The following is a 12,148-nucleotide window of genomic DNA, read 5'->3' on the forward strand; positions in this document are numbered from 1 at the left end:
GCGTCCGCCACCTTCTCCCACAAGGGGAGAAGGAAGAAACTTACGCTGCCGCAGCCGCGGTCACCACCTGCGCCAGCAGGGCCTCGCGTTTCGCTTGCGTGCGATAGCCTTTCATCGTCGCGGCAAAGCGCTCGAGGATGCCGTCTTCGAACGCGGTGACGATGGTGTCGTGGACATAGCTCTTGCGGCAGATCGCCGGCGTGTTCGAGAGTTCGTCGGCCGCCGCGCGCACGGCTTCGAGCACCTGCTTCTTGCGGCCGCGGGCGCTCGCCGCCGGTGAAATTCGCGACAATGATTCCAGCACCACGGCCGATGCCATCAGCGTGCGGAAATCCTTCAGCGAAATCTTGATGCCGGCGATCTCGCGCAGGAACCCGTTCACGGCCGTGGTCGAGGCTGCGCGCACGACGCCGGACCTGTCGCGGTACTGGAACATGCGTTTGCCCGGCACGGTGCGCAGGATGCCGATGGCGCGCACCAGCTTGGCGGCATCGCATTCCTTGCGCACGGCCTTGCCGCCCTTGGCCTTGAAGGTCAGGACGAGGCAATCGTCTTCCAGCGTGACGTTCGATTTCAACAGCGTGGTGGCGCCGCGGGTGCCGTTGAGACGAGCATATGACTCGTTGCCGGGACGGATCGCGGTACGCGCGATCAACTCGATCACGGCCGAGAGTGCGAACTCCCGCGTCGGCTCCTCGCCCGACAGATACGCAGAGACCTTCCGCCGGATCTTGGGCAGCGCCGCAACCAGTTTAGCCAGGCGATGCGCCTTGCGGTGCTCGCGAACCTTTTCCCAATCGGCGTGGTAGCGATACTGCAACCGGCCAGCGGCATCGAAGCCTACCGCCTGTAGATGCGAGTTCGGATCGGCCGAATAGCGAACGTCGCGATAGGCCGGCGGCACCGCCATCGAATGCAGACGCCGGATCGTTCCGGCGTGACGGATCTGCGTGCCATTGGCGCGAATGAATGAATAGCTTTTTCCGCGCTTGATGCGGCGGATGGTCAGGCCGTTTTGATCGCCGAGTTTGAGGCCAAGTTCCTGTGCCAGCGCTTCGACGGTGATGATGTGCGGCTTTGCCGCGGACGATTTGGGAGATCCCTTCGGCAGTTGCCCGAGCGCTTCGGCCAATGCGACGGCAGGATCGGCGGAAACGGGCCGCGTAGCCTCGAAATTCTGCTGATCCATCATGTCCGTTGTCGCCTTGCTCCGCCTGTTTCGCCGGTAATGCCGTTTGTTATGGCTTGTTCCGGGAGGCCGCCGGCCCCGGGGAGGCCATTTAGGGGGTAACGAACCACTTTGCGAGTCTCGATTCCGTCATTGGAGGTTATTGGATACCGTTCACGGGGGCCATTCCGCCGATAACGTTGATTTGCCCTGAGCGGGACCCGCGAAAATGGCCTGACTTTGATCCGCGACAAGGCCGGGAACCGCCTGGCCGACCAAGGTCGCAGACGTTCCGCCTTGTCCGGGCATCGTCCCGCGACGCATAATCGCTGCAACAATCAGGGACGATTTGTGGCCGCCGAGCATCCGGCCGCAATGAGTGGGAGGATAAAGATGTCCGAGAAGATCTACGACGTATCCGCCGATTGGGCCAAACGTGCCTATGTCGATGACGCCAAGTACCGCGAAATGTACGCCCGCTCGGTCTCGGACCCCAATGGTTTCTGGGCCGAACAGGCCAAGCGCATCGACTGGATGAAGCCCTTCCACAAGGTCGAGAATTCGTCCTTCGCCCCCGGCAACATCTCGATCAAATGGTTCGAGGATGGCGTCCTGAACGTCGCCTGGAACTGCATCGACCGGCATCTCGACAAGCGCGGCGACCAGACCGCGATCATCTGGGAGGGCGACGACCCCTCGCAGTCCAAGCACATCACCTACCGCCAGTTGCACGACGAAGTCTGCAAGATGGCCAACATCCTGCGCACCCGGAACGTCAAGAAGGGCGACCGCGTCACGATCTATCTGCCGATGATCCCCGAAGCCGCCTATGCGATGCTGGCCTGCGCGCGGATCGGTGCAATTCATTCGGTGGTGTTCGCCGGCTTCTCGCCCGACAGCCTCGCCCAGCGCATCACCGACTGCCAGTCCAAGGTGATCATCACCGCCGACGAAGGATTGCGCGGCGGCCGGAAGGTGCCGCTGAAGGCCAATGTCGATGCGGCGATCGCCAAGACCGGCGGCGTCGATTGGGTCGTCGTGGTCAAGCACACGGGCGCAGCCGTCGACATGAGTCCCTCACGCGACTTCTGGTACCACGAGGCGGCCAAGGTGGTGACGACGGAATGCCCGTGCGAGCATATGCACGCCGAAGATCCGCTGTTTATCCTCTATACGTCAGGCTCCACCGGCCAGCCCAAGGGCGTATTGCACACCTCCGCCGGCTATCTGGTGTATGCGTCGATGACGCATCAATACGTCTTCGACTATCACGATGGCGATATCTTCTGGTGTACGGCCGACGTCGGCTGGGTCACCGGCCACAGCTATATCGTCTACGGGCCGCTCGCGAATGGCGCGACCACGCTGATGTTCGAAGGCGTGCCGAACTATCCGGACAATTCGCGGTTCTGGAACGTCATCGACAAGCACAAGGTCAACATCTTCTACACCGCACCGACCGCGATCCGCGCGCTGATGCAGGCAGGCGATGGCCCCGTGCAGAAAACCTCGCGCAAGAGCCTGCGCCTGCTCGGCACCGTCGGCGAGCCGATCAATCCGGAAGCTTGGGAATGGTATTACCGCGTGGTTGGCGACGGGCGCTGCCCGATCGTCGATACCTGGTGGCAGACCGAAACCGGCGGCATCCTGATCACGCCGCTGCCGGGCGCCACAAAACTCAAGCCGGGCTCGGCTACGCGGCCGTTCTTCGGCGTGGTGCCCGAGATCGTCGATGCCGACGGCAAGGTGCTGGAGGGCGAAGCCACCGGCAATCTCTGCCTCACCAGATCCTGGCCGGGGATGATGCGCACGGTCTATGGCGACCACGCGCGTTTCGAGCAGACCTACTTCTCGACCTACAAGGGCAAGTATTTCACCGGCGACGGCTGCCGCCGCGACGCCGACGGCTACTACTGGATCACCGGCCGTGTCGACGACGTCATCAACGTCTCGGGCCACCGCATGGGCACGGCCGAAGTCGAGAGCTCGCTGGTGGCGCATGCCAAGGTCTCGGAAGCGGCCGTGGTCGGCTATCCCCACGACATCAAGGGCCAGGGTATCTACGCCTATGTGACGTTGATGGCCGGTACCGAGCCGACCGAGGAGCTGCGGAAAGAGCTGGTCGCCTGGGTGCGCAAGGACATCGGCCCGATCGCGTCCCCCGACCAGATCCAGTTCGCGCCGGGCCTGCCGAAAACCCGCTCCGGCAAGATCATGCGCCGCATCCTGCGCAAGATCGCCGAGGATGAGCCCTCCAGTCTCGGCGACACCTCGACGCTCGCCGACCCCGCCGTAGTCGACGACCTCGTGAAGAACCGGCAGAACAAGAAGGGCGCACCGGCGTAGGACGCCGCTGGAGCAAGCATCTCGTCCCGGGATCCGGGACGAGGCAATGCCGAATTTTGCGGCAATCCCATCGCTCACGCGTTTGTCAGTGGCGAACCCGCCTCGCCGGGCTTTTCGCCGCTGCGTGTCGTTTTACGGCCATTTACTTTATTTCGAGCATTCCCTTTGTTCCTTCCATCGAAAACAATCCCGAAGGCTGGCGTTGAACCCAGCCGGTCAGTTCGCGCGACTAAACTGAAAACGCGTGGACGAGACAGCGGGCCGTCAAGGCTTGAAAGGACATTTTGAGGGCCCCTGAGAGGGCGGGCAGAGTGGAGCTGGGGAATGTCGAAGAGGATTGCGGTGGCGTTGGCCGCCACCTTGGCTGTGGCCACCATGATGTCCACACAGGCGCAAGCGCGCCCGGAACTGGTCGACATCAGCGGCGATTACGCGCCGGGCACGATCGTGGTGAAGACCCATGAACGGCGTCTCTATCTCATTCTCGAATCCGGCCGCGCCATGCGCTATCCGGTCGGCGTCGGCAAGGCCGGCAAGCAATGGTCGGGCACCACAAAGATCGACGGCAAGTATCTCAACCCGGCCTGGTCGCCCCCGAGCGAAGTCAGGCGCGACAAGCCTTATATGCCCGACGTGATTCCCGGCGGCTCGCCGCGCAACCCGATGGGCGTCGCGGCGATGACGCTGGCCGGCGGGGAGTATGCCATTCACGGCACCAACGTGCCGGGCTCGGTCGGCGGTTTCGTGTCCTACGGTTGTATCCGCATGCTCAACGACGACATCTCCGATCTCTACCGGCGCGTGCCGGTCGGAACCACCGTGACCGTCACGCGCTGATCTTCGGATTAGGTTGAGTAAAAGAGCCGTGCAATCACGCGGCTTTTTTATTGCGGCAGTGCTTGGCCCGCGTTCGCACACCAGCCGTTGCGGTGCCCGCCGCCATAGTTTCGCACATGACCTGCCGCGAGCATCGCCGTTGAAACATTTCCGGTGCGCCGCGTCGCGACATCAGCGACAACGCGGCCAGCATATTTGTCCGGCCCGATATTGAAGATCGTAACATCGCCTTCGCCGAGCAAAGCGCGCAACGCGCCCGTCGCGGCCTCCGCCATCTGCAATTCCCCAGGACACGATGCCTTCAATTCGGGCGCGTCGATGCCGCGCAGGCGTATGCGCGTGGTCGGCTCAACGCCGGGCGACAAATGCACCCGCGCCTCGAACGTGTCGCCATCGATGGTCCTGATAACATCGACGGAGTGGCGCACATCTGGACTTCCGGCCCGCTTCCAGACCGTCTCGGCATCGCGCGCCGCCTGACTGTCGGCAAAGTCAGGCAACGACCGGCGTACCCAATCCCGCACCGGCAGCGTCGTCGCCGCCGCCACGCAAAGCACGAACATCCACGGCAAGGCCGCCGCAAACCAGCGGCGCCGCGGACCCCGGCGCGAGGTCCGGTAAGCATTTATCTTCTCATATGGAGGCATGTTCCCGACTAAGAGCTGAGTCGGGCCGTCCGGCAAGAGCCGGTGCCGTCAAAAATCCGAAGCGATCCCTTTGCGCTCCCAATCGCCGTATCGGGTCGGTTCCAGTCCCTTCGGGCCCTGGAATTCCTTCTGCTGCGGCATGGCGCTGGCGTCAAAGGCCTTGCGGCGCGCTTCGGCCTCGGCAAGCGCGCGCTCGGCCGCGGGCGTCAGCTTCTTGCGTTCCGCAACCGGCGCGGGGGATGAAGAATTGTCGGTCATTGCAACTCTCCCATAGCACGGGATGAGCGCACAGATCACATCACAATCGGGAAATTGTCTGTGGCGATTCTTACATTTGGCATATTCGCATGCCAAATGAGCGTTTCATTTCATTGGCATGAGCCGAAACCTTTCCGCCTTCCGAGACATTCCTGCTTCATGCCCCCTTCACGATTCGCAGTACCTTCAGAAGTGCCCGGCCTTGCGGCGCGGCGGATTGCGGCTGATATTCTCGACGGCGTGCTCCACAAGCATCGCACCCTCGACGACCAGCTCGACGGCGCAGGCGCCCATCCCGGACTGAAGGCGCTCGCCGATCGCGATCGCGCGTTGATGCGGCGGCTGGTGGCGACGATCCTGCGGCGGCTCGGCACACTCGGCCATTTGCTGTCGCGCCTGCTCGATCGCGGCATTCCGACGGATGCGCCGCGGGCACAGAGCGCACTCCTGATCGGCGCTGCGCAGATTCTCTGGATGGACGTGCCTGATCACGCCGCCGTCGATCTTTCGGTGCGGCTGGTGCAATCGGACCGACGTGCCGCAAAGTATGCCGGCCTCGTCAACGCCGTGCTACGCCGTTGCGCTCGCGAGGGACAGCCGCTGATCGAGGAAGTCAAGTCGCAGACGCTTGATGTTCCGCCGTGGCTGTTGACGCGCTGGATCGGCGCCTATGGCGAGACCACCGCGCGCGAGATGGCGCGCGCCATCGGCCACGAGCCGTCCCTCGACATCACCGTGAAGACGGACGCGGCGCAATGGGCGAGCCGCCTGCATGGCGAAACCTTGCCGACCGGAACGGTGCGCACGCTGCTGCAGGGTTCGGTGACCATGCTGCCCGGTTTCTCCGAGGGACAGTGGTGGGTGCAGGACGCCGCCGCCGCGCTGCCGGCGCGGTTGTTCGGCGATGTCGCCGGCAAGAGTATCGTCGACCTCTGCGCCGCGCCCGGCGGCAAGACCGCGCAGCTCGCGCACGCCGGCGCGCGCGTCACCGCGGTCGATCGCTCGCCGGCGCGCATGGCGCGGCTGCGCGACAATTTAGCCCGGCTTTCGCTACAGGCCGATGACGTGGTGACCGATGCGGCCGAGTGGCAAGGCAACGGCAATGGCGGTTACGACGGCGTGCTGGTGGATGCGCCCTGCACCTCCACCGGCACCATCCGCCGTCACCCCGATGTCGCCTGGCTGCGTCAGGAAGCCGACATTGCGGCGCTGTCCGCGCTACAGAAACGGTTGCTGCAAAAGGCGGTCGCCCTGCTCAAGCCGGGCGGAATGCTGGTCTATTGCACCTGTTCGCTGGAGCCCGAGGAAGGCGAACAGGCGGTGGCGTCCCTGCTCGCTACCGAATCGGGCATGCGCCGTGTCCCGGTCGAGGTGGACGAGGTCGCGGGCCTCAGCGAAATCGTGACCGCAAACGGCGATTTGCGCACCCTTCCCTGCCATTTGCCCCATGACGACCCCCGGCTCGGCGGGCTGGATGGATTTTACGCGGCGCGGCTGGTTAAAACCTGATTTTAGACCTGAATCAGCCTGCCTTCGGGTGATTCGTCCGTTTTCAAGATGGTGTCTTACCGGCGTTTCCGGATTAAAAGGATTCGCCAGAATACCCCTCCCTCTCCTTAAGCCAAGGCACGGCGTGTCGGTCGCTCAACGCAGACGCATCTCGACGCTTATCATGAGCCGCTCGGCGCGCACCGTGATCGCACGCGCGACCGGCGCCTCCGTGGCGGTATCGCGGCTGTGGCCGGGCCGCGCCGACCGGCTGATCATCGCCCCGCACGATCTGCGCACCGCGGACGCCACCCGCGCCGCGGAAATCTATGCCGGCCGCTTCGTGTTCGCCGGCAAAATCGTCACCTGCCATGGCCGCTCGATCTTCGATCTCGAGCCGCCGTCGGAAGATTGGGAAGTAGCCCTGCTCGGCTTCGGCTGGCTGCGCCACCTGCGCGCCGCCGACACCGCGCTGACCCGCGCCAATGCCCGCTCGCTGGTCGACGACTGGATATCGAATCCGGCGCGCAAGCGGCCGCTCGAACGCCGCCCTGACGTGCTGGCCCGCCGCGTGATCTCGCTGTTGTCGCAGGCGCCGCTGGTGCTCGGCGACACCGACGGAAAATTCTATCGCAAATATCTGCGCGGGCTCACTCGAGAAATCCGCTATCTGCGCTACACGATGCTCGACATCGCCGATGGTGTGCCGCGGCTGCAGGTCCTGATCGCGCTGTGCTACGCCTCGCTGTGCCTGGCCAATCAGGCGCGACACATCCGCTCCGCCACGCGACGGCTTTCCGACGAATTGCAGCGCCAGATCCAGCCCGACGGCGGGCATATTTCGCGCAACCCCGGCGCGCTGGTCGAACTGCTCAGCGACCTCCTGCCCCTGCGTCAGACCTTTGCCGCCCGCAACATCGCGCCGCCGCCCGCGCTGTTGAATGCGATCGACCGCATGATGCCGATGTTGCGCTTCTTCCGTCATGGCGACGGCAGCTTCGCGCTGTTCAACGGCATGAGCAACGCACCCTCGGACCTGGTGGCGACGCTGCTCGCCTATGACGACACGCACGGCGTGCCGATGGCGAACATGCCGCATACCGGTTTCCAGCGCCTCGACGCCGGCACGACGACCGTCATCATCGACACCGGCCCGCCGCCGCCGCCGAATGTCAGCCAGGAAGCGCACGCCGGCTGTCTCTCGTTCGAACTGTCTTCGGGGCCGAGCCGGATCGTGGTCAATTGCGGGATGCCCTCGACCGGCCGGGACAATTGGCGCACCTTTGCACGCAGCACCGCGGCGCATTCGACCCTGACCTATCACGAGGCGTCCTCGTGCCAGTTCGTCGAATTGTCGGCGATGAAGCGCCTGCTGCAGGGCGCGCCGGTCGTCAGCGGTCCGGCCAACGTGGAAAGCTATCGCGAGGCGGTGGCCGACGGCGATCTCCTGACCACCTCGCATGACGGCTATCTCGCACGCTTCGGCGTCGTGCATCGCCGGGTGCTGATGATCTCCCATGACGGCGCAAGGCTCGACGGCGAGGACACGGTGTCGCCGGCGCCGGGGACGCGCATCAAGGGCGCGGAGACCGATTTTGCGCTACGGTTTCATCTTCATCCCGCGGTGAAGGCCAGCCGCCTCAGCGATGCGCGCGGCGTCATGCTGGTATTGCCCAACCGCGACGTCTGGACCTTCGAGGCGCTCGACGACAAGGTCGATCTCGAGGACAGCGTATTTCTGGCCGGCAATGACGGCCCGCGCCGCACCGCCCAGATCGTGATCCGCCAGGATTCCCGCCACGCCTCCTCGATCCGCTGGAGCTTTGTCCGCTCGAGCACGTCGGCGGGCGCCACCAACGCCCGGCGCACTGCGCGGCGCGAGCCGGAATTGCCGCTCTAAAGTCTTCTACAGAGATAGCAACCTGCCCCCATTGTGAACCCCGCCAAAAGCTGCTAACCAGCCCGCGCTCGCGCGACTGGCGACTTTGGATGGAGCACCATCGGGAAGCGCGAGAGTAATCGCCGCGCGCCTGGGCATAAGCATCCCCTAACAAAGGACCTTGCCCATGACCGATACGACCCGCCGCGTGACCCGCGCTCTATTGTCCGTTTCCGACAAGACCAGCCTGATCGAATTTGCCAAGGCGCTTGCTGACCATGGCGTCGAACTCGTCTCCACCGGCGGCACGGCGAAGGCAATCGCCGCCGCGGGGCTGAAGGTCAAGGACGTCTCCGAACTCACCGGCTTCCCCGAAATGATGGACGGCCGGGTCAAGACGCTGCATCCGAAGGTGCATGGCGGCCTGCTCGCGATCCGCGACAACAAGGAGCACGCCGACGCCATGAAGGCGCACGGCATCGCGCCGATCGATCTGCTCGTCGTCAACCTCTACCCGTTCGAGGCGACCGTCGACAAAGGCGCTGGCTATGAAGACTGCATCGAGAATATCGATATCGGCGGGCCCGCGATGATCCGGGCGGCCGCCAAGAACCACGACGATGTCGCCGTTGTCGTCGAGGCGCAGGACTATCAGGCCGTGCTCGACGAACTCGCCGCCAACAAGGGCGCCACGACGCTCGCGCTGCGCCGCCGCCTCGCCGCAAAAGCCTATGCGCGTACTGCCGCCTACGATGCCGCGATCTCGAACTGGTTTGCTACAGAGCTCAAGGACAACGCGCCGGATTTCCGCGCCTTCGGCGGCCGGCTGATCCAGTCCTTGCGCTATGGCGAGAACCCGCACCAGACCGCGGCGTTTTATGCGACGCCCGACAAGCGGCCCGGCGTCTCCACCGCGCGCCAGTTGCAGGGCAAGGAACTTTCTTACAACAACATCAACGATACCGATGCGGCTTACGAATGCGTCGGCGAGTTCGATCCGCAGCGCACCGCGGCCTGCGTTATCGTAAAACATGCAAACCCCTGCGGCGTTGCGGAGGGACCCGATCTCGTCACCGCCTATCGCCGCGCGCTCGCCTGCGACTCGACGTCGGCCTATGGCGGCATCATCGCAGTCAACCGCACGCTGGATGCGGAGGCGGCGCGCGCCATCATCGGCATTTTCACCGAAGTGATCATCGCCCCCGACGCCACCGAAGAGGCGATCTCGATCATCGGCAGCCGGCGCAATTTGCGCCTGTTGCTCGCGGGCGGCCTGCCCGACCCGCGCACGGTCGGCCTGACCGCCAAGACGGTCGCCGGCGGCTTGCTGGTGCAGAGCCGCGACAATGCGGTGGTCGAGGACATGGACATCAAGATTGCGACCAAGCGCGCCCCGACCGACGCCGAACTGCGCGATCTCAAATTCGCCTTCCGCGTCGCCAAGCACGTCAAGTCGAACACCATCATTTACGCCAAGGATCTCGCCACTGTCGGCATCGGTGCCGGCCAGATGAGCCGGGTCGATTCGGCGCGTATTGCCGCCCGCAAGGCACAGGATGCTGCGGCCGAAATGAAGCTGGCCGAACCGTTGACCAAAGGCTCTGTCGTCGCATCCGATGCGTTCTTCCCCTTCGCCGACGGCATGCTGGCCTGCATCGAAGCCGGCGCAACGGCCGTGATCCAGCCCGGCGGTTCGATGCGCGATGAAGAAGTAATCAAGGCCGCCGACGACCACGGCATCGCCATGGTGTTCACCGGCGTCAGGCATTTCAGGCACTGATGCGCGTCGTCCCTGCCTCCGTGCGCAATCGCGCACTCGGCGCAGGGACTCATAACCACAGGTTTGCGTTGTTGACGAAGGCCGTCTACCCGCGCGCGAAATAATTTGCGCCGCGGCGTATGGGTCCCGCTTGCCCAGGACGACGAGGTTCGTAGGGTGGGCAAAGGCGCGCATGCGCCGTGCCCACCATCTATCGGCGATCGCACTTCTCGATGGTGGGCACGCTATCGGTCGTCGTCGTCACCCGCGAAAGCGGGTGACCCAGTATTCCAGAGACGTCAGTGATTCAACCGAGAAGCCGCGGCGTACTGGATCCCCCGCATGCGCGGGGGATGACAAGGGGATGCGGTCCCTCACTCCCGCACGCGCGTCAGCAGCGCCAGGCCCGCGACGAAGAACACCACCAGCAGCGCCATGCCGGCTTTCTGGCTTGCGGTTACGGCCGTGATCGCGCCGATCAGGAGTGGGCCGATGAACGACGTCACCTTTCCGGTCAGCGCGAACAATCCAAAGTATTGCGCGATGCGATCCTTCGGCGCGAGACGGATCAGCAGCGTGCGCGACGCCGCCTGCAGCGGGCCGCCGGCCGCGCCGATCAGGCACCCGAGCACGAGATAGGCCCGCTCGGCGGCGCCGGAGAACAGCGCGCCGCCCGGCACCGGTGGCGCGACCTTCACGAACAGGATCGAATCCTTGTCGACCAGCAAGATCGCGACGAGCGCAAGCAGCAGGATCGTGAGGCTGCCGGCGATGACGCGCTTGGGTCCGAGCCTGTCGTCGAGCTTGCCGCCGAGCCAGGCGCCGAAGGTGCCCGCGATCGCCAGCAGAATTCCGAACGTCCCGATCTGGATCGTGTGCCAGCCGAAGGTGCCGGCGGCGTAGATGCCGCCGAAGGCAAACAGCGACACCAGCCCGTCGGTATAGATCATGTTGGCGAGCAGGAACGTCGCCATCGATTTCTGCTTCGGCAATTCGCCGAGTGTTCGCCTGAGTCCGCTCAATCCTTCGCGCACCGCCTCGCGGATCGGACGCCTGGCCGGATAATCCGGCGTGAGCAGGAACATCGGCGTCACGAAAATGACGAACCAGATGGCGGTCAAGGGACCAGTGATGCGATCGCCCTGGTGCGTAACCGGATCGAGACCAAACAACGGCGCGAGGCCGAACAGTGTACGCCCAGTCTCGGGACTGGCCGCCAGAAAACCGAGCACGAGGATGAGGCTGAGGATACCGCCGATATAGCCGGTCGCCCATCCGGTGCCGGACAACCGCCCGATTCTGTCCGGCGGCACCAGCGTCGGCATCATCGCATTGTTGAAGACGGTGGCGAATTCGACACCAATGCTCGCGATCGCATAGGCCAACAGCAGTGGCGGGATGACGCTGGGGTCGCCCGGCTTTCCGAACCACATCAGGCAGGAGCCGATCACCAAAAGCGACCCGAAGCCGGCGATCCACGGCTTGCGACGGCCGCTGGCGTCGGCGATGGCACCCAGCACCGGCGACAGCAGCGCGATCATCAGACCGGCGGCGGCGGTGGCGAATCCCCACAGCGCCTGCCCCCTCGCCGGATCCGGCGCGACGAAGCCCGCGAAATAGGGCGCGAAGACAAACGTGGTGATCAGCGTGAAATAAGGCTGCGCGGCCCAATCGAAGAAGATCCAACTCACGACGGCGGCGCGGCGTGGATATGCCCTTGGAATCTCGGCGCCAACTGCCTCGGAAGCGATCACCGCCATGCCGGA

The 12,148-nt window shown here is 64.5% G+C and carries 9 protein-coding genes and 1 riboswitch; of the genes, 5 read left to right on the plus strand and 4 right to left on the minus strand.

Annotated elements, in window-relative coordinates; genetic code table 11:
• Positions 1–40: 40 nt before the first annotated feature.
• Positions 41–1,192 (minus strand): DNA topoisomerase IB, encoded by a 1,152-nt coding sequence (locus tag LMTR3_RS17315; RefSeq protein ID WP_065746279.1) that lies wholly within the window; start codon positions 1,190–1,192, stop codon positions 41–43.
• 369 nt (positions 1,193–1,561) lie between these two features.
• Between LMTR3_RS17315 and acs the strand changes: the two genes are divergently transcribed.
• Positions 1,562–3,514 (plus strand): acetate--CoA ligase, encoded by a 1,953-nt coding sequence (gene acs, locus LMTR3_RS17320; protein WP_065746280.1) that lies wholly within the window; start codon positions 1,562–1,564, stop codon positions 3,512–3,514.
• 324 nt (positions 3,515–3,838) lie between these two features.
• Positions 3,839–4,351 carry a L,D-transpeptidase gene (locus LMTR3_RS17325; protein ID WP_065746281.1) on the plus strand — a complete coding sequence of 171 codons (513 nt, stop codon included), beginning with the start codon at positions 3,839–3,841 and terminating at the stop codon, positions 4,349–4,351.
• A gap of 47 nt (positions 4,352–4,398) precedes the next feature.
• Here the strand turns inward: LMTR3_RS17325 and LMTR3_RS17330 are convergent, their stop codons facing one another.
• Together LMTR3_RS17330 and LMTR3_RS17335 are read right to left on the minus strand one after the other, a co-directional pair.
• Positions 4,399–4,998 (minus strand): thermonuclease family protein, encoded by a 600-nt coding sequence (locus tag LMTR3_RS17330; protein ID WP_502686649.1) that lies wholly within the window; start codon positions 4,996–4,998, stop codon positions 4,399–4,401.
• Positions 4,999–5,046: 48 nt separating this feature from the next.
• Positions 5,047–5,256, minus strand: coding sequence for a DUF1674 domain-containing protein (locus LMTR3_RS17335; RefSeq protein ID WP_065746282.1), 210 nt, complete (start codon positions 5,254–5,256; stop codon positions 5,047–5,049).
• Between the two features lie 159 nt (positions 5,257–5,415).
• On the opposite strand from LMTR3_RS17335, the gene LMTR3_RS17340 reads away from it, so the two are divergent.
• From LMTR3_RS17340 to purH, 3 genes are all read left to right on the plus strand, one after another.
• The gene (locus LMTR3_RS17340; protein ID WP_065746283.1) at positions 5,416–6,765 is read left to right on the plus strand and encodes an RsmB/NOP family class I SAM-dependent RNA methyltransferase; all 1,350 of its coding nucleotides are present in this window, start codon (positions 5,416–5,418) and stop codon (positions 6,763–6,765) included.
• Between the two features lie 163 nt (positions 6,766–6,928).
• Positions 6,929–8,644: a heparinase II/III family protein gene (locus LMTR3_RS17345; protein ID WP_065746284.1), complete on the plus strand. Its 1,716-nt coding sequence runs from the start codon at positions 6,929–6,931 to the stop codon at positions 8,642–8,644.
• Between the two features lie 62 nt (positions 8,645–8,706).
• A riboswitch (ZMP/ZTP riboswitch) is annotated at positions 8,707–8,787 on the plus strand.
• Between the two features lie 23 nt (positions 8,788–8,810).
• Positions 8,811–10,403 (plus strand): bifunctional phosphoribosylaminoimidazolecarboxamide formyltransferase/IMP cyclohydrolase, encoded by a 1,593-nt coding sequence (purH, locus tag LMTR3_RS17350; RefSeq protein ID WP_065746285.1) that lies wholly within the window; start codon positions 8,811–8,813, stop codon positions 10,401–10,403.
• 353 nt (positions 10,404–10,756) lie between these two features.
• On the opposite strand, the gene LMTR3_RS17355 is transcribed toward purH, so the two are convergent.
• Entirely contained in the window at positions 10,757–12,142 is a 1,386-nt protein-coding gene (locus tag LMTR3_RS17355; protein WP_065746286.1) for an MFS transporter, read from the minus strand.
• Positions 12,143–12,148 lie beyond the last annotated feature (6 nt).

The sequence above is a fragment of the Bradyrhizobium sp. LMTR 3 genome, from assembly GCF_001693485.1.
Classification (GTDB): Bacteria; Pseudomonadota; Alphaproteobacteria; order Rhizobiales; family Xanthobacteraceae; genus Bradyrhizobium.

Coding starts and splice junctions, on each gene's coding strand:
- LMTR3_RS17315 (WP_065746279.1), bottom strand. CDS start 1,192: ATGATGGATCAGCAGAATTTCGAGGCTACGCGGCCCGTTTCCGCCGAT.
- acs (WP_065746280.1), top strand. CDS start 1,562: ATGTCCGAGAAGATCTACGACGTATCCGCCGATTGGGCCAAACGTGCC.
- LMTR3_RS17325 (WP_065746281.1), top strand. CDS start 3,839: ATGTCGAAGAGGATTGCGGTGGCGTTGGCCGCCACCTTGGCTGTGGCC.
- LMTR3_RS17330 (WP_502686649.1), bottom strand. CDS start 4,998: ATGCCTCCATATGAGAAGATAAATGCTTACCGGACCTCGCGCCGGGGT.
- LMTR3_RS17335 (WP_065746282.1), bottom strand. CDS start 5,256: ATGACCGACAATTCTTCATCCCCCGCGCCGGTTGCGGAACGCAAGAAG.
- LMTR3_RS17340 (WP_065746283.1), top strand. CDS start 5,416: ATGCCCCCTTCACGATTCGCAGTACCTTCAGAAGTGCCCGGCCTTGCG.
- LMTR3_RS17345 (WP_065746284.1), top strand. CDS start 6,929: ATGAGCCGCTCGGCGCGCACCGTGATCGCACGCGCGACCGGCGCCTCC.
- purH (WP_065746285.1), top strand. CDS start 8,811: ATGACCGATACGACCCGCCGCGTGACCCGCGCTCTATTGTCCGTTTCC.
- LMTR3_RS17355 (WP_065746286.1), bottom strand. CDS start 12,142: ATGGCGGTGATCGCTTCCGAGGCAGTTGGCGCCGAGATTCCAAGGGCA.